The sequence below is a fragment of the Cellvibrio sp. GW822-FHT04B05 genome, from assembly GCF_058800985.1.
Map to the genome: position 1 here is coordinate 1,225,364 of NZ_JBXAMU010000001.1, position 26,864 is coordinate 1,252,227.

9 protein-coding genes are annotated in these 26,864 nt (G+C 46.4%); 5 read left to right on the forward strand and 4 right to left on the reverse strand.

Translation table 11 applies throughout. The features are described from left to right. On the forward strand, window positions 1-2,949 hold a 2,949-nt coding region (locus AC1RJL_RS04990), incomplete at its 5' end, for a thrombospondin type 3 repeat-containing protein (RefSeq protein WP_492911638.1). Between the two features lie 27 nt (window positions 2,950-2,976). Here the strand turns inward: AC1RJL_RS04990 and AC1RJL_RS04995 are convergent. Then, complete coding sequence (locus tag AC1RJL_RS04995; protein ID WP_492911639.1) at window positions 2,977-4,377, reverse strand: aminotransferase-like domain-containing protein; 1,401 nt, start codon at window positions 4,375-4,377, stop codon at window positions 2,977-2,979. A 187-nt stretch (window positions 4,378-4,564) separates the two neighbouring features. On the opposite strand from AC1RJL_RS04995, the gene AC1RJL_RS05000 reads away from it, so the two are divergent. The 4 genes from AC1RJL_RS05000 to purU all read left to right on the forward strand — a co-directional run bounded on the left by AC1RJL_RS05000 (window position 4,565) and on the right by purU (window position 8,420). Continuing rightward, complete coding sequence (locus tag AC1RJL_RS05000) at window positions 4,565-5,359, forward strand: PhzF family phenazine biosynthesis protein (protein WP_492911640.1); 795 nt, start codon at window positions 4,565-4,567, stop codon at window positions 5,357-5,359. After that, complete coding sequence (ilvE, locus tag AC1RJL_RS05005; RefSeq protein ID WP_492911641.1) at window positions 5,352-6,272, forward strand: branched-chain-amino-acid transaminase; 921 nt, start codon at window positions 5,352-5,354, stop codon at window positions 6,270-6,272. The genes AC1RJL_RS05000 and ilvE overlap by 8 nt, the downstream gene beginning before the upstream one ends. Window positions 6,273-6,398: 126 nt before the next feature. Beyond that, a complete protein-coding gene (locus AC1RJL_RS05010) occupies window positions 6,399-7,442 on the forward strand; it encodes an alpha/beta hydrolase fold domain-containing protein (RefSeq protein WP_492911642.1) in 1,044 nt (347 codons plus the stop codon). A gap of 117 nt (window positions 7,443-7,559) precedes the next feature. Then, window positions 7,560-8,420 carry a formyltetrahydrofolate deformylase gene (gene purU / locus AC1RJL_RS05015; RefSeq protein ID WP_492911643.1) on the forward strand — a complete coding sequence of 287 codons (861 nt, stop codon included), beginning with the start codon at window positions 7,560-7,562 and terminating at the stop codon, window positions 8,418-8,420. Window positions 8,421-8,974: 554 nt separating this feature from the next. Here the strand turns inward: purU and AC1RJL_RS05020 are convergent. The 3 genes from AC1RJL_RS05020 to AC1RJL_RS05030 all read right to left on the reverse strand — a co-directional run bounded on the left by AC1RJL_RS05020 (window position 8,975) and on the right by AC1RJL_RS05030 (window position 26,514). Then, the gene (locus AC1RJL_RS05020; protein WP_492911644.1) at window positions 8,975-10,024 is read right to left on the reverse strand and encodes an RHS repeat-associated core domain-containing protein; all 1,050 of its coding nucleotides are present in this window, start codon (window positions 10,022-10,024) and stop codon (window positions 8,975-8,977) included. A 199-nt stretch (window positions 10,025-10,223) separates the two neighbouring features. Beyond that, complete coding sequence (locus AC1RJL_RS05025; protein ID WP_492911645.1) at window positions 10,224-11,402, reverse strand: MFS transporter; 1,179 nt, start codon at window positions 11,400-11,402, stop codon at window positions 10,224-10,226. A gap of 199 nt (window positions 11,403-11,601) precedes the next feature. After that, entirely contained in the window at window positions 11,602-26,514 is a 14,913-nt protein-coding gene (locus AC1RJL_RS05030; protein WP_492911646.1) for a non-ribosomal peptide synthetase, read from the reverse strand. Window positions 26,515-26,864 lie beyond the last annotated feature (350 nt).

Sequence of the window (26,864 nt, forward strand, 5' to 3'; positions counted from 1 at the left end):
ATCAGCGTAAGCGACGGCACCTTAAGCGCTAGCTTGCCAGCATTCGATTTGACTGTGGTGAACGTGAACGATGCACCGGTAATCAGCGGTACACCAACCACCAGTGTGAATCAGGATGTTGCCTATAGCTTCACTCCGACCGCGAGTGATGTGGATGTGGGCGATGTGTTGACCTTCAGCATCGCGAATAAACCCGTGTGGGCCAATTTCGATACCGTAACCGGTGCACTAACCGGTACGCCGATTGAGGCAGATATCGGTGTAACTACGGGAATCATTATCAGCGTAAGCGACGGCACCTTAAGCGCTAGCTTGCCAGCATTCGATTTGACTGTGGTGAACGTGAACGATGCACCGGTAATCAGCGGTACACCAACCACCAGTGTGAATCAGGATGTTGCCTATAGCTTCACTCCGACCGCGAGTGATGTGGATGTGGGCGATGTGTTGACCTTCAGCATCGCCAACAAACCCATTTGGGCAAGTTTTGATACGGCAACGGGGGCGCTTACCGGTACTCCGGTAAGAGCCGATATTGGTACTACTACCGGTATCGTCATTACTGTATCGGATGGGGTATTAACTGCCAGCTTGCCTGCCTTCGCAATTGAGGTATTGAGTACGGCCAATCCGCTTGCACCGGTGCTACTGGTTCCGGCGAATATTGAAGTTAATGCGACCGGACTCTACACGCCGATTCCTTTACGTCGATTAATCGGACTCAACTCAAATGCAACCCAGGTTGAGCTGGATCAAGCCGTGGCTGAGCTGGCCAGCGATACGACCAGCGGTAATGCTTGTTGTGCAGCGCGTCCTGCTGGTTTGAATGCGAATGGAAACCTGTTGTTACCGCCAGGTCGCCATGAGGTGGTATGGACTGCTACCAATGCGGCCGGACTATCGGTAGCGGAAATCCAGACGGTGGATGTCAAGCCGCTGGTGTCCATGAGCAAATCGCAAATTGCCATTCGCGGCAGCACCGTGGAATTCCGGGTCATCCTCAATGGCCGCTCGCCAACCTATCCACTATCGATACCCTATGTGATTGACGGGAGTAGTACCGCCTCCGGTAATGAGCACAATTTGGTTAATGGCGTTGCCAACTTCACCGCTCCGGGGCAACTGGATGTTGCTATCCCTGTACAGTTGACTGCGCCCACCGGATTGAGTGACAGCTTCCTGGTAGTGCGGCTGGACGGCGATATAAATGTCGGTGTGAGCAACCGCCATATGATCAGTATCCGCGAGGGGAATGTTGCTCCAACCTTGGCGCTGCATCTTAGCCAGGGTGGCATTAACACAACTCAAATCATTCCAACAGGTGGGCCGGTAACAGTGATGGCGGTTGTGACTGATTTGAACCCAACCGATACCCATAGTTATGACTGGTCTGCTAGCGATAGGGTATTGGGTGATATTGATGGCAATCCAGTCAATAGTACGTTGGTGTTCGATCCTGCTGGTTTGACTGGTCGTCATCAGGTGCAGCTAACCGTAACTGACTCAGGCGGCGCCAGCGCCAACATGCAGCTCTACTTCCGCGTTGTACAGAGCCTTCCGGTACTGAGTGCAGATGTTGATACCGATGGTGATGGTATTGATGACCTGACGGAAGGCTATGGTGATACATCGGGCAACGGCATTCCTGATTATCTGGATAACATGCCGTCAAACAACGTGCTGCCGCAGGTTGGCAATGTAACCGGCTCTTACTTGATTGAGTGCGACCCGGGTGTGCGTTGTGGTCTTGGTCAGTTTGCGTTGAGCAGCACTTCAGGCGGCGTACAAATTCTCGATGATGAGATAGGTGAGCTGGGTGAGGTGATTGTCGATAATGCCTTCAAGCCAGTTGGCGGTATCTTCGATTTTGTTATTCGTGATCTGCCAACGCCAGGCCAAAGTATACGTGTTGTGATTCCACAACAGGCCGCCATACCGGCTGATGCGGTCTATCGCAAGTATCAAAAAGGTCGTTGGGTCAGCTTTATTGAAAACGCTAATAACACTATCTTCTCGGCACCGGGTAACCCCGGTTATTGTCCACCTCCGGGTAACCCGGAATGGACTGCGGGTCTGATCGAAGGCTATCTCTGCGTACAACTTACCATCGAAGACGGCGGCCCTAATGATGACGATGGTTTGGTTAACTCTGCCATTGCTGATCCGGGTGCTGTCAGTGTTGCTCTACCGGTCGAACCTCCAGAACCGCCGGAGCCACCAGTAGAACCACCAAAACCACCGGTCGAGGTTAAATCCAAAGGTGGTGGTGCAATGGGCGGATTTTGGTTGCTGTTATTGGGAGGTCTGATGATGTTAAAGCGTGTAAAGCCTATATGGATTGCGCTGTTTGCCATGCTGTTAGCATCCGTTAATACGCAGGCAACTGACAACAAAGGTTTTTATCTGCGCGCGGATATTTCCAGTGTGGCCAGCAGCCAGGAAGAGGACGATTTCACAACGGCAGTTGTTGCTGCCGGGCATGACTTTGTGTTGAGCCGCTACGATGAAAATCGGGTGGGATACCATCTGGCACTCGGCCACCAATGGAACAGTATCTCTTACACCGAACTGGGTTATCTGGACCTGGGCGATGTAAAAGTCGATCTCACCTTGGCCGGTAATACTGATTTGAATACATTTTCCCGCGATTTTGCGGCCAGTTATCCCTTGAGTGCCGAAGGTCTTACGTTAGTACAAGGCGTAATGCTGACTCCGAATTCATTGGTTAAAGTCTCTGCCGAAGTTGGTGTGTTTGCATGGCGCAGCAAGATTGGCGTAGCGAGCAATGTGTTCTCGGTTGACAATGACAAAGGCAACGATCCATTAGTGGGACTCAAATTTGAGCTGCCACTAACTGAACGCGTAGGTTTGGGACTTGGTTTGCGCCGGATTTATTTCGACGAGCAAGAAGCGGATTTATTTTCCTTCACCAGCAGTTTTCACTTTTAGTTTTATTCGGGCATGGGTTGTTCCTGCTCAGCGGAGCAGCCCCGCCAAACTCATCAACGCGCGATCCACTCTGTTATTCCACTCGCATGCGCAAGAAAGCCGGATAAATTGCCGGTATTTCTGGCTGGCCGAAAAAATAGGGCCGGGCGCGATACTGATTCCTTGCTCCAACGCTTTTCTCGCCAGCGAAAAGCTGTCTACCGCACCCGGCAATTCCAGCCAAATCACGAAACCTCCTTTCGGCCGCGTAATTTTGGTACCTTCGGGAAAATAGTGGATTACCGCTTCCGTCATCCGCGCTACAGCCTGCGCATAATCACCGCGCACGCGGCGCAAATGGCGCTCGTATTGACCGTTTTCCAGCAGCTCGGTTACCGCCAATTGCGGGATGGTAGTCGTCGCCAGGTTAAGTACATATTTCATGTATTCGACTTTGTCCTGATAGCGCCCCGGCGCGACCCAACCCACGCGCAAACCGGGCGACAGGGTTTTGGAGATGGAACTGCACAGGATCACATTGTCATCCAGGCTTTTAAGTAGTGAAGGACGGGCATGGCTGAAGCTCAAGTCACCGTATATATCGTCTTCAATCAGCGGGATTTCACGTGCCTTGAGCATCGCCACCAACTTATGTTTGTGCTGATCCGGCATCAGGCATCCAAGTGGATTGCTGAAATTAGGTGTGACCACACAGGCTTTTATCGGCCAGCGGCTCAATGCCAATTCCAATGCCTCCAGCGACATGCCTGAGTGTGGGTTGGTGGGGATTTCCAGCGCTTCCAGCCCCAGCGATTCAATCACCTGCAGCAAACCGTAGAACGTGGGCGACTCGATCGCGACCACATCACCCGGCACTGTGGTCGCACGCAAGGCAAGCGTCAGTGCTTCCTGACAGCCATTGGTGATGACCAGATTGTCCGGATGAACCGCGCAACCGGCATCGACCAGGCGCCGCGACAACTGGCGACGCAATTCGGGTGCACCGGGTGAAAACTCATAATTCGCCGTACGTACGCGATATTGCCGCGCGGCTTTGGTCAGTGCCTGCTCGATAGCGCGGGTCGGCAAAAATTCTGCCGCCGGCACTGCTGCGCCCAATTGCACGATAGTCGGATTATTTGCCGCCTTCACCAATTGCAGCACCATATCCTGGCCGGTAACCGGGGCAGGACGCATGGTCGTCACCACAATCCGCGGTGGCGGAACTGCTAACGCGGCTTTGGTTTTAACATAAAACCCGGAGCGGTTGCGCACCTCCAGCAAGCCCCAATCCTCCAACTGGCGATAGGCGGCAATTACCGTGGCGATACTTAATCCGCGCAGCTGCGCCTGATGGCGCACACCGGGCATGCGGTCACCGGCTTGAAATCCTCCGGCGTTAATCAGGCTGGCCAGTTCATCGGCAAGTTTGCGGTAGAGAATGTCCATCGCGACTCCACTGGATTCATAGGTACAGTTTTAAGCAACTTGTATAAGTACAGTTTAATTTTTTAATAATCTGTACCGTATCAATTAAATTATTTTGAAACTGTACTGTATTGGGGTAAAAAAATACACTGCCAAACATATCGCGTTGTTCGATATGTAGTTCGATATGGATTAGGAGAAATGAATCATGGCGCAGCCCCTTTATATCGTTGATGCATTTGTTGACGGACTATTCACCGGCAATCCCGCTGGTATTTGTCTGTTGCGAGAGGAGCGCTCAGCCGGTTGGATGCAAAAAGTGGCTGAAGAGATGAAGCAAGCCGAAACCGCATTCCTACTTAAGCAAGCATCCGATGTCTGGAGCCTGCGCTGGTTTACGCCCACTACCGAGGTCAGTCTCTGCGGTCATGCCACCTTGGCCGCCGCCCACGCACTCTGGCATGAGGTGGGCGAGAAAGCAGCGGAGCTGAAATTCCGCACCCGCAGCGGTGTGCTGGAAGCTGTGCGTCAAGGTGGCAGCATCCGGCTGGATTTCCCCGCCGACTCTCCGACCCTTATCAGAAAATTACCAGAGCCTTTGCTGAAGCTCTTGGGTGGACCACCGGCCTGGTTCGGTCGCGGTCGCGACGACCATATCGTCGTACTGGAGACCGCCGGGCAAGTGCACAATTTCCAGGCGGATGATGCATTGATCAGTGCCTTCACTGAACGCGGTCTGATTGTCACGGCACCTGCCGATAAACCGGAGCTGGATATTGTTTCGCGCTTCTTTGCGCCGCGCGTTGGTATTTCCGAGGATTCCGTTACCGGTTCTGCCCATTGCCTGCTTTCCGTTTATTGGTCACAACGTCTGGGCAAAGCGCGCCTGCAAGCATTTCAGGCATCGGCGCGCACCGGTTTACTCACGATTGAATGGGCAGGCGAGCGTGTTTATCTCACTGGCAAAGCACACACCATGTTAACTGGAGAATTCCATGGCTAATTTAGCTGCTGCTAGTCCAGAGGTTACTAATAGGGAATCCGCTATTATAAAGCCCGCTCCTGTTTGTTGGTTAAATGGAAAATTGGTCGTACCTGAACAGGCGAATATTTCTGTTTTTGATCACGGGCTTTTGTACGGTGACGGTGTATTTGAAGGCATTCGTTTTTACAATGGCCGCGCGTTTCGCCTGCAAGCACATCTGGAACGGTTAATTCTTTCTGCGCGCGCGATTGCATTGGAAATTCCATACAACATTGAAACGCTCACCCAAGCAGTAGTGGAAACCATCGCTGCTGCGTCGACAAAAAATGGCTATATGCGCATGGTTGTTACGCGCGGTGTTGGGCCATTGGGCATAGATCCCTCGCGCTGTCATTCGCCGCAGCTATTTATTATCGCGGACAGTTTGCACATGGTGCGCGAGTGTGTGCGCAACGAAGGCGCAAAAGTCATTATCGCGGCCACTCGTCGTTTAAGCGCAGACGGTCTTGATCCACGTATAAAAAGTTTAAATTATCTCAATCATATTCTTGCGCGTATGGAAGCCACTCATGCCGGTGCAGATGAAGCGATTTTGCTGAACAGCGCAGGCCGGATTGCAGAGGGCAGTGCAGATAATATTTTTATCATCAAGAAAGGTGAATTGCTGACACCACCCGTTATTGAAGGTGCTCTCGATGGAATTACCCGTCAGGTTGTGTTGGAACTTGCAGAAAAATTGGGTATTAAATTCCGCGAAACTCCACTCGCACCTTACGATTTATTCACCGCAGACGAATGTTTCCTTACCGGCACCGGTGCAGAATTAATTCCGGTGGGGTACGCGGATGGCCGCAAAATTCCAGAGTGCCCCGGAGCAATTTATCAACGCCTTGCGGTGGCATTCAAGGAATTGGTGAACCGGGAAAGCTGATTCATTTTATCCTCTTGATGATTGTTCGGATCTGAGGTTTTGCTATGTATATAGCGCATGGACCGCGTTAATATCTAACCGGCTTCCAGGTTGGTCAAGCATGCCGGGCACATAGCGAGTGATATTATGAAACTGATTAATTTACTAACGATTGCGCTGTCTATTAGCTGCCTTACTTCCTGTTCGTCGCTTCCGCCAGCACCGGCACCTTATGCAAACACCTACACGGTAGAAAATCGTTTTACCCTGGATGTGAAAAGTTTTCCCGAGATTAAAATTGCAAGCACAGCAGTACCCAGTGATGTTATCGAGAGAAAAAATATCACCTATGTGCGCTACGGCAATCGCGAGCTGCAATTGGATTTATACATGCCGAAGCAACTGACGGAGGATGCCGCTAGCAAACCCGTCCCCGGTGTGATTCTTGTTCATTGCGGCGGCTGGCGCTCGGGCTATCGCACACATCTCACGCCTATGGCGATTGAATTGGCCAAAGCGGGATATGTAACGGCGACCATCACTTACCGGTTAGCGCCAGAGGCACAATATCCAGCCGCAGTTTACGATGTGAAAGCTGCGATTCGCTGGTTGCGCATCAATGCGGTCGAGTTCGGGGTTGATCCTGCAAAAATTGCGGTAGGTGGTTCATCAGCAGGTGGGCAAATTGCCAGCCTGACAGGAATGACCAATGGTCTGGTGCGTTTTGATCCGCAAGCCAAAGACAGCAGTGTTTCCAGCGATGTGCAGTTAGTCCTGAATATCGATGGTCTGTCCGACTTTACCTCCGCCGAAGCGCGCAAATATGAAGATGTGCCGGGGGTAGGTCGGTCATCGGCCGGTTCCTGGTTTGGTGGCAGTTACGCTGAAAAACGCGATCTCTGGCATGACGCCTCGCCGACTTATTATGTCGGCGAAACCAGTCCGCCGATCCTGTACCTGAACAGTGCGCAGGAACGTTTCCATGTCGGGCGCGATGAAATGGTCGAGAAAATGAAAATCTATAATATTCCCACCAGGGTGGTTACACTGCCAAATACTCCCCATACCTTCTGGTTGTACGAGCCCTATATCAAACCCGCCGCCGCTGTTACAGCGGAATTTTTGGACGAACATTTTAAATCTCGCTATTCCCATCACCAGGGCGTTTCATATACCGAGCCCGGGTCCTGAATAAAAAACCGGTACTTGAATTACCCCCGCGCAATCCCGTAGGCTTGGCGACTATTTTATCAATTTGACTGCCGGGTTTCGAAGTGACCTTCGAACTGCTTACTGGGAATTCATGTAATGTCTGCTGTAAAAGAAATCGTTTTAACCTTTAGTTGCCGGGACTCCAAAGGCCTGGTCGCGGCTGTTGCAACGCTGTTTGCGACCCTCGGGTTCAATATCAAAGAGTCCTCACAGTTTGAGGATGTAACCAGCAACCGTTTTTTTATGCGCACTGTATTTGAGTGCCCCATAGGTTATAACCTTGGGCAGATTCGCTCGCTGTTTAAACCGCTGGGTGAGCAATACCAAATGGATTGGAATATTTTTGATAGCCATGCCAAGCCGCGCGTGCTGATTGCCGTTTCCCAGTGGGGGCACTGTTTGAATGCGCTGTTGAATAGCTGGAAGAATGGCTCGCTGCCGGTTGAAATTGTCGGTGTGATGTCCAACCATAATGTGATGCGCGACCTGACCGAGTGGTACCAATTGCCATTCCATTATTTGCCAATCACTGCCGATACCAAAGTGCAGCAAGAGGCGCAATTGTGGCAACTGATGCAGGATTTGCAGGCAGAATTTTTAGTACTTGCGCGCTACATGCAAATTCTCTCTGATGACTTGTGCAAAAAATTAAATGGCCGTGCAATTAATATCCACCACTCATTCCTGCCCGGCTTTAAAGGCGCAAAACCTTATCATCAAGCATTTGAGCGCGGCGTAAAATTGATCGGTGCCACTGCACATTTTGTCACCGCCGATTTGGATGAAGGCCCGATCATCGAACAATCCGTAGAGCGCGTATCGCACGTTAACTCGCCGGACGAAATGGCAGAGATCGGGCGCGATACCGAAGCGGTTGTACTCAACCGCGCGGTGCGCTGGCATGCTGAACATCGTGTATTGTTGAACGGCACCAAGACGGTGGTGTTCTCTCGGTAAAAAGCTCGATAGATCTGCATTTTTTGGTCTGTTGAGGATGTGCAATCATTCGTTCTGATCTAACTGAGGCTCAGGCTATAGAGGTTTTGCATTATGCGTATCGTAGACATGATGCCGAACTAGGCACTAATCAAGAATTTCCCACTAGGATAATAAGTAGGCGCGATTTGACCCGCCACCTTTAAGCTAATAATTTGAAGCTTCAGGGCTAGTTTCAAATTATTAGCCAGGCGGATGTAACATTACTTCCACCTCACCGCTTCCGACCTTAACGGAGTTGGTAAATCACTAAGGTCTTGATCGATAGAAACCTTTTGTTTACTCAGAAGAATGTATTGGTCTGGAGATCTGATTGAGCGACCACGCTCAATGTAATAGTAATTCTCATCTTGTTTAACGATATTCCACCATTCGGCTGAGTTATGATTTGCCTCCTCAGATAACTCGTCGTATTCTTTTTTGTCGATTTCCCTGTAGTCGCTACATCCTACTAGGAGAAATGCCACACATAAAATGAGTGCGTAATGAATCATTTTTCTATATTCCTAATTGGTTTACTGGGGGGGACGAGTCTCTATATTTCTACTTAATTCCCTTGGAGTCTCGAATCCAAAATAGTTATCAACATCCAAATATTCACCGGTGACGAAGGAAATTCCATCGCGTGCCCAGTCCGTACAATTATGAAGATAGGACCATTCATCATAGGTGTTTACATAGATACTTAACTTCCTGACCTGCCCGTTAGTCAACTTATATGATTTGGATTCGGCAACTCGATCTTTCAACTCCATATTAACTCTTACATCAGTGTTGGTAGGAGATTTGTCTGTTACTCTTCTGTGCCAATCTGGCCACAATCCATATGTGGTTTTTTTGCCGTTTCGATCAACTGTCATCAAAAATGCATGCCCCTCGTCAAAATTTTTAGTTGTTGATTTAACGTTGCTAACAATACTCAATACTATGCCACTATTGCTTGCTTCAGCTAATGCCGCAATTATTGTGTTAGCGTCGCCGGCATCCACATCGAAAGATTGCTGGACTAACTTATTCAGCAAGTCAGGATCATATGGATCGTATACTTGATTTTGATACTCGATCTTTCTTTCGTCATTGAATCTCATTCCAGCCCTGGTGAGCATGTCTATAAAATATTGAGCTTGCGCTCGACGTTGGCACTCTTCACCACACCCATTAAGCGTTACTGTTGGAATTGCCTGATACCCGCTTGGATCGGAATATTTGAAGGGGTTGTTGAATGCATAGCTATATCGATTCCAACTCTGGCTGTCGCTAAAATCTTGAACTAAAGGATCGGGAGAAAGAAACCTGCTCAACTGAGGGTCATATAAGCGACCGTTCATATGAATAAATCCAGTTTCATCAAGCATTTCCTGCCCTGTATAACCAGCAGAGGGCAATTGAGCGCTTTCATTTTTCAAACTTGAAAGTTGAGATTCTGAGATATTACTTAACCAGTTGGAATTTCGTCTCGCGCCGAACGGTTCAAAGGCGAACAGTGTTGACGCGCCCGCAGTTGTCGCCGCTTCAGTCGAGCCTTGATAATCTAAAAAAGAGCATTTCGTGTTGCAGTTATTCATAAAGCATATAGGATATTTTTTTGCGAGACTTTAATTAGGGTAAATATGTTGAGGAAACTGCTATGTTGCTAGAAGATCTTCATCAGCAAAAAGCGATTATCGACGCTATAGCGCAGCAGTTTCAGTATTAAATGAAGCGATAGAGATATGAGTAAGTCGAAGATACAATTAAAGCAATACTTGATTAACAAGCCGATTTTTATTTTTTGGTCGCTTTCTTCGCACAAGCTGTCAATGCAATTAATCCTAACGCGACTATTGTAAAGGAGACATTCAAACTGCTTAACTCGGCGATAAAGCCAATTGCGGCCGGGCCAACCAATAATCCTGCGTAACCCATGCTCACAACGGCGGAAATTGCCAGGCCCATTGGCATGGAATCCTGATTACCGGCAGCAGTAAATAATACCGGCACTATGTTGGATGCACCTACACCGACCAGGGTAAAGCCGATAAACGTTGCAGCACTGAAAGGCACGAAGACTACTAATAAAAATCCGGTTGCGGCACAGAGTCCACCCCAGAGTACAACGCGAGTGCCGCCGAGTGCATTGACAATTTTGTCGCCGGTGAAACGGCCAATGGTCATGGCAACAGAGAAGCAGGCGTAACCCAAACCGGCATGTACTGGATCAATTTCGCGAATGCCGGTGAGAAAGACGGCACCCCAATCCAATACTGCGCCTTCGGAAAGGAATGCGATAAAACACAGGCTGCCGATCAGCAATACTTTGCCGCGCGGCAATACAAAAAACGGTTCGCGTTCGCCATTACTGTTTTCGTTACTACCTTTGGGCAAGAAATCTTTCGCGCAATAAGCCAGCATTAATAATAAAACGGCAGCGAGACTTATCAGCGAGTGAAATGGCGATAAACCCAGCCATAATAGTGCGCTCATCACTACTGCGCCAAATATCCCGCCCAAGCTATAAAAACCATGGAAGCCGGACATCATTGAGCGGCCGCTGGCTTTTTCAACCACAACCGCTTGCATATTCATAGCGACATCAGTACCGCCGAGCATCATGCCGAAAATCAACAGGTTTAATGCCATACCCGGAATGCCGGGAGAGATAGCGAGGCACACTAGACTCAAACACATCAAGAGCAAGCTGCTGGTGATAACGTGGCGACAACCGTAACGGTTTACCAATAAACCGGTGAGTGGCATTGCGATAAGCGAACCAACACCGAAGCACAAAATTAATAAACCCAATGTGGATTCACCGATGACCAGTCGCGCTTTTACAAACGGAATTAATGGTGCCCACGCGGACATAGCAAGGCCGGTAATTAAAAACGCAAAGCGAGTGGATATTTGTTGGGCAATTCCAGAAAATGGAGCAGGTGCAGCAGTGGATATATCAATGGCGGGCATAAAAACTCTTGAGCACTGTAAAAAACGGAAGCAGTAGAAAGGTAGTATTCAATAAGATGAATGGTTATTAACAGTACTATACCAATGCCGGATAGGTGTCCGTTAGTGAGGATTTGTAAATCCCGGATAGAAATAAAATGGCAGGGTAAGGCCAGTGTGGCGATTACCGATCTTCCCCGTCACTTTATTCCATTATTGTTTACTCAATAGTTGTCAGGGTGGGAATGGTAATGGAATAACTATCGTCCTGCTCCCGTTCCCTCTGTAAACAGTCCCTGATAACCTGGCTGTTGTGATTGAGATTGTTACCAATAGCCAGCATTTGCAAATGTTCTCCTGCTCCGTTGTGAATAGATAAATGGGTTGTCAGTTCACTCCAACCATAATCGCTTTCGGTGTCGCTCTCTATCCCTGCTTTGATTAAATAGATCGGTGCGCGCAACCAACCACTATTAATCAGTTGTTCAATATAAACTCCATAGTGATAGGCATTTTCAACCAGTCCAGTGATAAATGAATCATCCAGGTTGAGCTGGTTTTGCGCGAAGGCCAGATGAATATCTTTATGAATTTGTTCGCGCGTGATTAAGCGTGTATTAGCTCGGCGGCGCACACTGTCGAGCAACACTAATCCACCCAACTGACGTCCTCGTGATTCCAATACTTTGCCCACTTCGAATGCGAGATTACCACCGGCGGAATAGCCGAATAGATAAATATCACCTGCAGGTTGGATACGGGTGATGGTATCTGCATAATGGTGCAGCCGTGCTGGATCATCCAGATAGCGAAAACAATAGAAATTATATTCGTTCAGTGCGAGGGAGAGATTGGTGTAAATAATATTTTCACCTAGTGCAGGTGGAAATAAAAATAAGGGTTGTTGTCCACTGTTGTTCAACAGGCGGCAGTAATCAGGCACAGCAGTGTCTGCGAGTGAAATCCTGTCAGGCTGTAGTAATGTTTGTGAAATTAATTCAGCTTGGGTTTCCAATACCGGATTACTAAAGAGTGCAGCGAGCGTGAGCGACATTTGCCATTGTTGGTTAATTGCAGTCAACAGTTTAATAGCAAGCAATGAATGGCCACCGGCATCAAAAAAGTTCTCGGTTGCGCTGTAATTTGTTCCACCTAATAGCTCGCCCCAGAGTTGCGCTAATTGCTGTTCGATAGCCGTATCCGGTGCGCGATAATGACTGCGTAAACCAATATTGTACGTAGGTGCTGGCAGGGAGCTTTTATCGACCTTGCCATTGAGAGTCAAGGGTAGTTGATCCAGAAAAATATAGTGTGATGGCAGCATATAATCCGGTAGCCAGATGGCTAATTGTGCACGTAAAAAGACCACATCAAACTCTTGTTGCCCTGTGTAATAGGCGCACAGGTAAGTCCCTCTATTATGTTCATCGCGTACAATAACGACTGCTTGCACAATGCCATTTATTGCTGACATGCGGCTTTCTATATCGCCCAATTCAATGCGATAGCCGCGAATTTTTACCTGATGATCTATGCGGCCAATAAATTGTATTTCGCCATCATTTGTCCATTTCACCAGATCACCGGTTTTATATAAACGTGTCCCTGGAAGCAGAGGATTGGGCACAAATTTTTCAGCAGTGAGTTCAGGATTGCCGCGGTAGCCACGCGCAAGACTGACCCCACTGACACAGAGTTCTCCCGGAATACCAATTGGTTGGAGACGCCCCTGTGAATCCAATACATAGGCTAATGAATTGGCCATGGGTTTGCCGATGGTATCAACACCATACTGGCAACGTTTGCTGGTTGCGTTGACGGTGGTTTCGGTTGGGCCATACACATTATGCAATTGATAACCCAGCGACAGTACCTGATCTTTGAGTTGCGGATCAAGACGTTCAGCGCCCGTGATAATAATATTGAGCGAGTTCAATCGTTCGCTGTTGGCAATGTAATCGGATAATAAGCTGGGCACTATTTCCGCGATTTGAATTCGATGTTGTTGGATAAAATTCCTGAAGCAGCGCTTATCCATTTTCTGTTCATCGTCAATGATAAATACGCTGGCACCATTCAAGAGTGGTACTAAGGTTTCTTCAATCGACACATCAAAACCGATATTAGTCATTTGCAGGAAACGGGTGTTGTTTTTCAGATCGTATTCGCGTCCGGCCCAAGTGGCGAGATTCACTACTCCGCGATGTTCAATCAACACACCTTTAGGGATTCCTGTAGAACCACTGGTGTAAATTACATAAGCAAGATTCTGTGCTTGTGTCACCGCAGTCGACGAATTTTCGGTTGATAATTCACTGCACTGATTGGCAATTTGTTCGAGCAACAATGTATCCCAATGATCCCCATTCGCCTGTACACCTTCTCCAGCTATCAGGTTTCTGGTCGATAACAACAAGGTTGCGCCAGCATCCTGCAACATGGCGCGGATGCGTTCAGATGGTAAACCGGGAGCAATTGGCATATACACCGCACCGGCTTTTAAAACGGCCAACATAGTGATAATCCACTCGCTGGTGCGCGGTAACATTACCCCGACTATCGCTTGTGATAGAAGTCCTCGGTTACGTAAATAAGCGGCGAGCTGGTTAGCTCGCGCGTTCAATTCACAATAACTTATCTGCGTAAATTTATCGCACACGGCGATGGAATCACCATGTTGCACTACTGTTTTTTCAAATAATTCCGGGATGCTGCTTGTATCTGGATAATCACTGAGGGTGTTATTAAATTCCAGTGTTAGCTGCTGGTACTCTGCAACGGACAATAGATTTAATTTAGCAAGTGGCAGAGTGGGGTGTTCCAGCATTTGGCGCAACAAGTTGAGATAATGCTGCCCCATGCGTTCAGCAGTCTCGGGTTTAAAGAGTGAGTTCGCATAGTTGATAGCCAGTTGGTAATGACCTGCATGCTCATTAAGGCTGAACGCAAGATCAAACTTGGCGTCTTTTACAGTGATAGGTTGCGGTTGAAAAAGTTGTTCTGCCCCGGTACCGGCGAGCAGATCGCGCCCCAGCGAAAACATGGTATCGAAGAGAGGATTACGACCTGGATTGCGCGCGAGTTGCAGGTCACTGACGAGTGCGTCAAACGGATAATCCTGATGCTGTAGACTCTCCAATAATTGTGCTGCTAGTGTCTGCGCCAGTTCTTGCGCGCTGAGTTGTTCATTTATTTTTATTCGAAGCGCCAGGGTGTTAACGAACAATCCTGGTGTCTGTGCAAATTCTGCAATGCTACGGCCAGAGACGGGTGTTCCGATTGCCATATCTGTTTCGCCGGTATAGCGCGACAACCATAGTGCATAGGCGCTAAAGCTCGCCAAAAACACACTGATACCCATCCTGTCCGCAAATTCATTAAGGGCAAGACCCAGTTCGGTATCCAACTCGAAATAAATTTCCGCACCGGTAAAAATACGTTCGGATGGGCGCGGATAATCACTCGGCAATTCCAGCGCAGGTGGTAATTCCCGATATTGGTTGAGCCAATAATCGCGCTGTTGTGCATAGTGCTCACTCTGTTGCCACTGCGCCTGCCAGAGTGAAAAATCGGTGTAATGATAATCCAGTGCAGGAAGTTTCTCCCCTCGATAAAGCATCATCAATTCGCGTAGCAGAATTTCCAGGCTCACACCGTCAGCAATAATATGGTGCATATCCCAGAGCAACCAATGTTCGTTGGTTTCCTGCTGTTGCAGGAGTTTTATGCGTATCAGGGACTCCCGATGTAAATCAAAAGGTTGTAAAAATTGAGTAATGATTGAATCGATATTTTTCTGTTTTACCCGAAGAAATTCAGGAGTAAATTTTGATTCCCGGATTAATTGACGCGGCTGCCCTTTATCGATGGTAATTGAGGTGCGCAGTACCTTGTGGCGCGCAATCAATTGCTGGAGTGAATCCACCAAAAGATCGATATCCAATTCGCTTGCCAGCTTTGCAACAAAAGGTATGTTGTAAGTGGTATTTAACCCTGCCAATTGGTCGAAGATATAAAGTCGCTGTTGGGCTGGTGATAACGGATAATTACTGTTTTGGTCAGCATGTGGAATGATCAATATATTTTTCGTAATTCCGGTATTTATTTCATCGGTGTGCGTAGCCTTTTTTTGCTCGAATTGTAGCTGTTCAATATAGTCGGCTTGCTGCCCGAGCTGGCGTAAAGTAAATAGCTGTTTTAGCGTAAGCGTTACTCCAAGATCGCGATTAATAGCCGCTGCAAGCAAAGTGGCATTCAGTGAATGGCCGCCCACTGCAAAAAAATCCGTGTCGAGTCCGGGCGATTGTATGCCCAGGATCTGGCGCCAGTGTTCAACCAAACGACGCTGGATAAAATTGGTTGGTTGATTGTTTTCTGCTGATGCCTCCAATTGATCAAGTGCAGGCAGTGCACGACGGTCCAGCTTGCCGTTGTTGGTGATGGGTAATTGCGCAAGCGGAATAAAAAATGCAGGCACCATATAAGAGGGTAATTCGTTGGCAATGTAAGTTTTGAGTTTCGTTATGATCAGATCGCTATTAGTTATCATGGGATTCTGTGCAATATGGTCCAGTACTACATACGCCAGCAAATAATTCTCGCCTTGCGCATCACGCTTAACGATCACTGCCACTTCGCGCACACCGGGAAATTTGCCAAGACAAGCTTCAATTTCACCCAGCTCAATACGATACCCGCGCACTTTTACCTGCTGGTCGCTTCTGCCCAAATACACCAGTTCACCCTGGTTATTCCAATAACCCAAATCCCCGGTACGATAGAGTCGATCAGCGTGACCAAATGTGTTGCTATAGTTTCTTTCACGATCGGCGCTTTCACCATAGCCGCTTTCGCATTCAAATTTTTGCGCACTTAACTCGGTGTTATGCCAATAGCCGCGCCCCACACTGGCACCGGCGATACAAATTTCCCCCAGTGCACCGCGAGGTTGAATTCGACCTTGTTTATCCAGCAGATAAATGCGATTGCCATTAATCGGTTTGCCAATCACCGGAATATCATCGATCTGAACACCGGCATGCAACACATGGGTAGTCACTACATGGGTTTCCGAAGGACCATAATGATTATGAAGATACACAGAATTCTGCTGCAAATACTGACGCAATGTTGGAGAAACTAATAACTGTTCGCCAGCGGTAATAATATGGCGTACCGAGTCTGGCATGTGCATCACACACTTGGGCAAGGAGAATAAAAATTTCAAATAAGCCGTAGGGAAAAACAATGTGTCTATGCGATGTTGCCCAATAAAATCCAACAAATAATCCACGTCTTTTTTCAGTTGTTCATCAATCACATAAAGACAGCCACCGGCGAGCAAGGTACTGAATATTTCCTGATAGCAAACATCAAAGCTGTGCGTGGCAAATTGCAATACTTTCCCACTGAAATCCAATATGCGTTCTGCGTTTTGACTATCTAATAGCGCCAACAAGTTGCGATGCTCAAGCATCACCCCTTTCGGTTGGCCTGTCGTACCCGAGGTGTAGATGATGTAAAGCAAATTGTCGCTATTGAATACAGGTAAGGGGGGAGCTTCTGTGCAATGGTTTTCCAATAACGTATTAATGTCCAGTTGCAACATATCTGGCAATTGCTGTTGCAGTTCTGTTTTAGTTTCATCAATGAGCAAGAATGTTGCCCCGGAATCCCTGAGCATATAAATAATGCGCTCGTGTGGAAGACTGGGATCAATTGGTACTAATACTGCACCGGTTTGCACTATACCCATTAATGCAGCGATCATTCCCGTAGAACGTTTTGCCAACAGTGCTACTGGCATTTCCGGTGTAATACCTTGCGTTAGTAAATGCTGTGCTACGCGCGCTGCCTTTTGTTGTAGTTCTATATAAGAGAATTGTTGCTGCCCATCGAAAATTGCCGGGCGTAATGCCGATTCTTTTGCTTGTGCTAAAAAGCGCAGCGATAAATTATCCGGTAGTGGGGGAGGGCAATAAGATGCACCTGAGCCTAAAGCAATTAATTCTGTTTTTTCAGCGGGCGCAGGAATCATATCGGTATTGCTGATAAAACCGGTGTCTACCCAATGACGCAAGAGCTGCAATAAGTGTTGCGCTATAAGCGCAAGCGTTGCAGGCGGGTGGACCAATGCATTCACATTAAAGCGAAAGTGCAATTGCTCCCCGGGTTGGATGAGTAAATTGAAATCGTAATGGGTTTGTTCATATAAACTGATGCGTTCAATGGATAACTCTGCAGGACCTGATAAATCTCCCTTGGCAATAAGGGTTTGATCGACGGGATAATTTTCAAATACCCATAGATGGCGAAATAAATCTGTTGGGATGGCACTTGCTTGCGCAATATCTGCAAGTCCCAAAAATGCATGCTGTTCCGATGCCAGCATTGTTGTTTGTAACGATTGTAGCCAGTCGCTGTTGCCAGCCTCAGGTGCAGTAATACGCACCGGGATGCTGTTGATAAACAATCCCAGCATTTGCTCGATATCCTCAATCGCTGCAGATCGACCGGAGACAACACTGACAAACAATACGTCATCAGTATTGTTATAGCGCTGCAACAATAATCCCCAGGCTGCCTGCAATAGTGTATTGAGCGTTACCTGATGGCGTCCGGCTAATGTTTGTAAGCCAGTGAGATAATAATTATCTAAATGGTAGTCTATTTCATAGGCTTGGTAAGCTGATTCCAAGAGCGAAACTTCTCCTGGCAACTGGATTTTATTTTCAAAACCTGCCAAATAGTTGCGCCAGTATTCCCGTGCCGAACCAATATCTTGTTGTGTCTGCCAATGCAGATAATCTACAAAGGGTTTTGCGGAGCCTACTGGTTTTTTGCCCTGCATCAAATCTGCATAAGTTGAAAGTAATTGTTCAATAAATAATGCACAGCTCCAACCATCAAAAATAATATGGTGGAAACTCAATAGAAGCAGGGTTTCATGAGCATGTGTTTTAAATAACTGTAGGTGTAACAAGGATTGTTGCCAATCAAAACCTTGTGCCCGCCCAGTGTCTTTTTGCTGTTGTAAAAATATATCCTGCTCATCAGGCGTAAGATGGTCAATATCAATTGTGGTCAGATGTATTGCCAAATTTTCAAATACAATCTGGCGTGGTTCCGGCAATTCCTCTGTTACAAAGAGCGTGCGCAATATGCTGTGCTTACGCACCAGATGATCCAATGCTTGCTGTAATAAATCTGTATCCAATGATTGGGTGATATAAAAACTTAATTCCTCATAATAAAGATTCTGACGTGAGCCTTGTTCTGAGAGTGTATGAAATAAAATTCCCTGTTGGGTAGGTGTGAGGTGTGCAATTGCTATGATGTTTCCATGCTGGGCATAACGCATCTGTAATTTGCGTAAATCAGTGGGTGACAAATTTGCATCGCCAAGGTCACTTGGGGTAATAGTGTTGATACTTCGTGAAAGGCAATGCGTAATCAATTGTTCGAGCTGTGCATTAAATAGTCGATCAAGTGCTGCCACAGATTCTGTTAAATAGACTTCACCAGGGTAAGTGATGTGCAGTTCAAGTTGTTCACTGCGGATCATGGCGTTAATTTCAAACATATGGCTACGGGTATTTTCCGGTGCAGAATCCAGCCCGGTATGCAATAGCTGCCACACAGCTGATGGTTCAAGATCAATGTGTCCAAGATAATTAAATAAAACATCCGGGGAGGGACCAGCGAGCATTTGTCGTTGCGCCTCTGAACCACAGTATTTTAATAAACCATAACCCACACCATTATTGGGAACACGGCGAAGTTGTTCTTTGACCAATGGAATAATTTCATCCAGTGGTGTTGCCGGAGCAATGGAAATTGTCCAGGGATAGAGTGCCGTAAACCAGCCAAGGCTGCGTGTGACTGATAAATCCTGGCCGGGCAATTCGCGGCCATGGCTTTCCAAATCCAGGGCCACTGTTATTTTCCCTGTCCATTGTTGCCATGCAAGTACCAAGGCTGTGATTAGTAAATCCTGCACATCAGTGCCATAAGCGCGATGTACATCTACCAGCAGGGGTTGTGTTTGTGTTGCAGAAAAACACCGCAGGATACGGCGCTCACCAGCGTTAGTTCCACAGGGGGATTGATCAGTATTTGCATAAATCAACGCAGGTGAAATTGTTTTTTGTACCTGTTGCCAATAATCCAGTTGTCGCTCCAGATAATAACCCTGTGCGCAATGCGCACTCGCTTCAGCCCAATGACCAAGACTATTGGTTTTGAGTGATAGCGTGGGGGTTTTGTGATGGCAGAGCGCATCGTAATAACTGGCAAGATCATCCAGTAATATGCGCCAGGAAACGCCATCAATGATCAAGTGATGAATCACTAAAACAACATAATCCTGTGTTGGTGTTGATAAAATTCCAGCGGCGTATAACGCACCATCAAGCCGGATTTTTTCTTGCAAGTCTTTATGTAGCTGCGACAGCGCTGAGTCGATTGATATACTGGTCGGATGCTGTGGTTTATCTATGTTAACAATATGTAATTGCCAGTAATCATTTTCCAATGGGGGAATATGTAGTTGGTATTGGCCTGTGCTTGCAGTGATAAATCCGGCTCGCAATAGATCATGTTGCTGCAAGAGTAGGTTAAGCGATTGCTGCAATATTTCCCGCTGGATGTGCTTGGCTTGCAGGATGACGTATTGGCAATAGCGTTCCGGTGAATGTAAATCTTGTTCAAAAAAGCGTTGCTGGATTGCCGTCAAACCAAATGTGCCGCACTGTGCTAATTCGATGCTTTCTTGTTGCTTGCTATGCTCAAGCTGTGATGCTAATTGACGTACGTTGGGGTATTTAAAAATCTCCTTGATGCCCAGTTGTAAACCGGCCTGTGCTGCGCGTGCAGAAAACTGGATGGCACGGATAGAATCACCACCGCATTGGAAAAAATTATCAGTAACTCCTACATTTTCGCTTCCCAACAATGTTTGCATAATGCGCAATAATTGGTCTTCGAGTTCACCTTGAGGTGTAATTACCTCAACAGCAGGGGTGTTATAGTCTGGTGTAGGTAGTTGTTTTCGATCTATTTTTCCGCTGGCGTTCAAGGGCATTTTTTCCAATACCAGAATATGGTGTGGCACCATATAATCCGGTAAAGCATGAGCGAGATACTGACGCACCTCCGCGCTATCAAGCATGGATCTACCCACAAGATAGGCACAGAGACCGGTTTGGTTGTGGTTATTTTTGTGCGCAACTACAACTGCTTCACGCACCTGTGGATGGCTGAGCAAGCGTGTTTCTATTTCTCCCAGTTCAATACGATAACCGCGAATTTTTACCTGATGGTCAAGGCGCCCCAGATATTCAATATTGCCATCATCCAGCCAGCGGCATAAATCCCCGGTGCGATACATGCGTGCGTCCGGATTAAAGGGATCTGCCTGAAATTTTTCGCTGGTTAATTCCGGTTTGTTCACATAGCCACGTCCCACACCGATACCGGAAATATACAACTCGCCGGCAATTCCTTGCGGTGTCAATCGTTGTTCGTTATCCAGAATATATAGGCGTATGTTATCGATAGGTTTTCCGATAGGAACTCGCTTGACTGTACCAGCAACCGGGCAATTGAAATAAGTTACATCAATCGCTGCTTCGGTCGGTCCATAAAGATTAATGAGTTGCGCATCGGAATGCCGGTGAACAAGCGCATTAAAACTTTCTACTTGTGGAGGGTTTAATGCTTCACCACTGGCAAACACATAACGCAAACTGGTTAAATCCCATGGTAGAGATTCGCCGTTTTGTGAGTGCGCTGCGAGAAACTCCAGCGATGCAGTTAACATGGAAGGAACAAAATGCAGTACTGAAATACGTTCCTGAGCAATACAGGAAAAAATATGCTGCGGATCTTTTTCACCATCGGGTGCGAGGAAGTACACCGAAGCTCCCGCAAATGACCACCAAAAAAGTTCCCACACAGAAACATCAAACGTATAAGGTGTTTTTTGTAAAATCACATCACTTGTGGTGAGTGGATAATTGGCCTGCATCCAGTAAATGCGATTCACAACTGCACGGTGTTCAATCATCACTCCTTTAGGTTGACCGGTTGAACCTGAGGTGTAAATTAAATAAGCCAGATCTTGTGGACTACTTGAGGCAGGAAGATTTGTCTCTGAGCCTGTATAGAGGTTTTTATCATCAACACAAATATAATTATCCCTGTAAGCATCAAATAGTTCATCGACAACGCTATTGTTATTAAACAGGTCTGAATGTGCACGGGCAGTAAGCAGAAGTGTTGCACCACTATCAGCCAACATATAGTTGATACGCTCGCGCGGTAAGTTGGGCGCTATGGGCAAATAAGCTCCCCCCGCTTTGAGGATAGCAATAATCGCTACCGGTAATTCCAAACTGCGATCCAACATTACCGCAACAATCTGATTGCGCCCAACACCACGCTCGCGAAGTGCTCGCGCCAGTTGGTTGGCTTTTGCATTTAACTCAGCATATGTGAGCGATTTTTCGGCAAACTTCACCGCAACTTGTACGGGTGTTTTTGTAACCTGTGTTTCAAATATTGAACTGAGGGTTTGATTGTCTGGATAATCTTTGCAGGTGTTATTAAACCTGTTCAATAATATGTCGTGTTCATCGCTATTAATAATGCTTAACTCACCCAATGTGGCATCAGGTTGCGTTACTATGTTGTCGAGCAATGTAATAAATCGTTGGCCGAGTCGCTGGATCGTCGTTTCATTAAAAAGCTGTGTTGCATACTCAAACGTAAACGCCAGTTCCTCACCATGATCAACAACATCAAGCGTCAAATCAAATTTGGCTTGATGATAATCAATGGGCAATATGTCCACAGCCAGCTCACTGCAGTTAATTTTTGCTATCTCTTCTGCTTGTAAAACCAATGCACAATCAAAAAGCGGATTGCGGCTGGGGTCACGCGTCAGTGCGAGCTGTTCAATGAGTTTTTCAAAGGGATAGTCCTGATGTTGGAATGCACCGCTGCAAACAGTTTTTATTTCCTGTAAAAAAGTTTTCCATGTTTTGCTGGCTACAGGGTAATTGCGCAATGGCAAGGTGTTTACAAACATCCCTATCATCTTCTGAAAGCGTTCATCCGGGCGGCGGCTCACCGGAGTTCCTACGACAATATCATCGCGACCTGTATATTTGGCAAGTAACAGGTTATAAGCAGCCAATAACAACATAAACAAGGTGACTTTTTCAGTTTTTGCTTGTGCCTTGATGGATTGTGTAAGGACACGACTGACTGAAAAGCGGAGGCGTTTTCCGGTAAATGTTTGTAACGCAGGACGTGCATAATCACAGGGAAAATCCAGGGCCGGAATATCACTTGCAAATTGCGTGTGCCAGTAATGTGCAGCACTTGCAAAGGCCGGGCTCTTCATCCAATCCTGCTGCCAGGCAGTAAAATCAGAATAGTGCGTGTTGAGTGGTGGCAGTATTTGTTGATCGTAACTGGTAAATAATTCTTGCAGGAAAATATTGATCGATAGTCCATCGGCAGCGATATGGTGTATATCGATAAACAGTATTGCTTTACTATTCCCTATCCATAATTCAGCGCGCAGTAAGGGCGCTAGTGATAAATCAAACGGCTGGACAAATGTTGCCAGGGCTTGCTGTAGCCACAGGTTAATATTGCGGGTATCGGTATTGTGCGGAAGTGATTTTTGCACTATCGGAAAAGCATTGATCGGGATTGATTCCTGATACAAGTTACCATCCCGTCCACTAAAACGGCTGCGCAGTATCGGATGACGTTCAAGCATGGTTACGAACGCTTGCTCAAGTCGTTCGACCTGCAGTGGTCCCGACACCAAAAAAGCACCGTACATATTGTACGCGGTTTCTGCTCCCTCCAATTGTTGCAGAATATAGAGCCGTTGTTGAGCTGTGCTTAATGGAAATTTGCTCCAATCATTAGCAATATTATTGTGTGGTATAGATTGATAGTGAATTCCGGTGGTTGTGTTGCGCGATGTAATGTGTCGGGCTAAATCGGCCAATCGCGAATATTGAAAAATATCAGCGGCTTCAATAGCAACACCGGATTTGCGCAGCCGGTTAATTATTTTAATGTTGATAATGGAATCACCACCTAAGCGGAAAAAATCATCACTCCTGCCTACTTGTGGGACTTGTAATAATATTGACCAAACTTCCGCTAATTGTTTTTCCAGAGGATTTAGCGGTGCATCCAAAGCGGGATCAATGAGTTGCCGTTCCGGCTCAGGTAATGCCTTGCGATTTATTTTACCATTAGGTGTCAATGGCAATACATCCAGCCAACAGATAACTGATGGAATCATATAATCAGGCAGGGATTTTTCTAAAAAATTGACTACATCAATTTCGGTCAATGATATTGAATCAGTTACACAATAGGCAACCAGATAATTTTCCTGCCGCTGATCGCCCCAAATTTTTACTGCTGCGTCTTTGACTTGTGGATGACGACTGAGTGCGGCTTCTATGTCACCCAACTCAATCCGGTAACCGCGCACCTTAACTTGATCATCGGTACGTTGGCGAAAGCCCAGGGTAAGGTCATCGCGCAATACAACCTGATCTCCTGTTTTATAAAAGCGCTGCGGCGTTTGGCCGGGAAGTTGGTGCCATAAAAAACTGGCATTGGTTTTTTCCGGATCATTCACGTATTCGCGTGCCAGACACTTGCCATTGATGTAAAGCTCGCCGGGTAAATTAAAACCGGTGAGATAACCAAAGCGATCCAATACAAAATAACCTACGTTGGGTAATGGGTTTCCTAAATGAATATCGGTCGCGCTCACGTGCTTTAAGCATGCAACTGATGCCCACACCGTTGCTTCAGTAGGGCCATACATATTCCATAATTCGATTGCAGGTATACATTGAAATTTTTCCATCAGTGCAAGCGGTAATTCCTCACCACCACAAAGTGCTTTAAAAGGAATCTGTGGTTGCCAATCTGCATGAAAAAGCATTTTCCAGGTGGCGGGAGTTGCTTGCATCATACTGACTCGATGTTGTTGCATCAGTTGGCAAAGCGCAAATGCATCGCGTATTTGTTCGTTATCCGCCAGGACGATAGTGGCGCCAGACACGAGTGGTAAAAATAATTCCAGGATATGAATATCAAAACTGATGGTAGTCACTGCTAATAATATGTCGTTTTCATTGATGCCCGGTGTAAGCAACATGGCCGCAAGGAAATTGGCAAGACTACCATGTTCGATGGCTACTCCTTTGGGGATTCCGGTTGATCCAGAGGTGTAGATAACGTAGGCCAAAGCAGATTGATTGTGCGAAAAAATGGTATTGCCGGTATTGATTGAATTCAGTTGTTCATTGGGTGGATAGTTGTAAACGGATAGATTCTTGCTGGACAAGCCGGTATTGGATAATTTTTTTTGCTCAAAAAATTCCTGGTACTGTTGCTGGGTAATCACCAGGCTTGCTGCCGAGTGTCGTAAAATGAGGTGCAAGCGTTCTTCAGGATATGAAGGGTCTAATGGTAGATAGGCAGCACCTGCTTTCCAGATAGCAATGAGTACGACTAACAGATCAGTAGTGCGATCCATACATACAGCAACCAACTGTTCGCTGATAATTCCTTTTTGTATCAACCAATGGGCAAGTTCAGTAGATGCTTGATCAAGGTCATTAAACGAAAGGGTTTTATCCGTACCTATAACAGCCGGTTTATGTGGATGTGTTACAACTGCTTGTGCAAATTGCGTCAAGATATGCACATTGGATTCAATTTTCGGTGAAATACTATTCAATGTTTGTACTGTAAGTATTTCACTCTCAGGTAGCCAGTGCAGTTTGTGCAACGCCAGATCAGGACGAGCGATGACAATCTTGAGCAAATGGCGAAAACGTTGTTCTATGAGTAATGCATCACCAGCAGAAAAATAATCTTTGCGTAATTGCAAATCGAATTCAAATGTACCATCAGCGTCATATTGGCGAATGAACAGGCTAAAAGGTACTTGATCCTGTCCATGCGTCAAAGGAATAGGGCGGACATCAAGTTCAGGTGTGTTGAGTGTGTTGTAGGCAAAGTTTTCGTAAGAAACAAAAACGTCAAATAAACGATCACGCCCTTGTGCGGCTAACTGTAAATCGCGATATATATTGCCGATCGCATAATTCTGGTGACGAAAATCCTGCCTGAGTTGTTGTCGTATTGCAGAAACAATCTGTGCAAAACCATTATGTGTACCAAAAGATAAGCGTGTTGGTGAGGTGCCTGCCAACATTCCAATTATGTTTTTTGTTGCAGCGCTTGAACGTCCGTGAATGGGAGTGCCTATAAGTACCTCATCAGTCGCATAGGCACGTAAAAAATAACTGTATACAAGCGCGAGGAATGCATGAAAAGCGCTGGATTGTTGTTCCCGGGCAAGGTGCAGCAGAGGAGCAATTTCTGTTGCGCTGAAAGTAAATTGATGACGGAGGCTGGCTGCCTTTGCTGTATAGGTTGGATTATGTTTAATGGGTGAAAACAGCGGTGGCGGTAAATCTACCAACCGTGATTGCCAATAGTCCTGATGCTTTTTGTTATCGATAATTGCGGATGATTGTGCCGCGATGTATTCCAAAAAACCTTTGGCCGATTTTTCAATATTGGTATTGTTAGCACAAATATTGTAATAATTGTTTAAAACCCGCTCAATAAAAAGCGAAAAGCTCCAACCATCCATGATCAAATGATGCGCCTTCAAGTATAGCCAACATGAGTGCTCAGATAAGGTCAGTAGTGCTACACGATAGAGTTTTCCGGTCAGTATAAAATTATTGGAAAAATCTTCTTTAACCCACTCCATGGCATTAGTGCCAGGATTTTCACCAGAAAAATCCAATATTTGAATGACATCAACCAATCCATCACTTATACCTTGGTAAGGTGCTTCACCCTCCATATCCAGCCGAATGCCAAATGCTGATTCACTGCTAATGACCTCAGCGATAGCCCGTTGGAGTTGAGTAATGTCAATGTTGCCCGTTAATTGGAAATATCCGCCAATATTATAAAGACCGGAATTGGGAATCCGTTGTTGATCAAGCAGTACATCCAGTTGGGAAGACGTTAGCGGTAATTTATCGGAATTGACAATATCCATTTAGCAATGCACCTATCACAGAAAGCTATTGTTTGACTGTAATTAAATGTAATTCTCTACGCTAAAAATACTCCGGTAAATGAGTGAGCAAGAGAAATCGAGTGCACATAACACAACAGGCTTAAACAACAATAATTGCTGTTTTAAGTACAGAGTGTTGCTGGGCAACAAACATACAATCTATAAAATACTGGATTACTAACTGTGTGGTGGTCAGAAATGTAAATTTACTCAAGGTAAATTTTTATAAGGTGGTAATTTTTATTAACACCGATTGTTGTTAAAAATATAACAGAATATGTTCTTTTAATGCTGCTTAAAATTAATTAAATTTTTGCATCAGATAAATA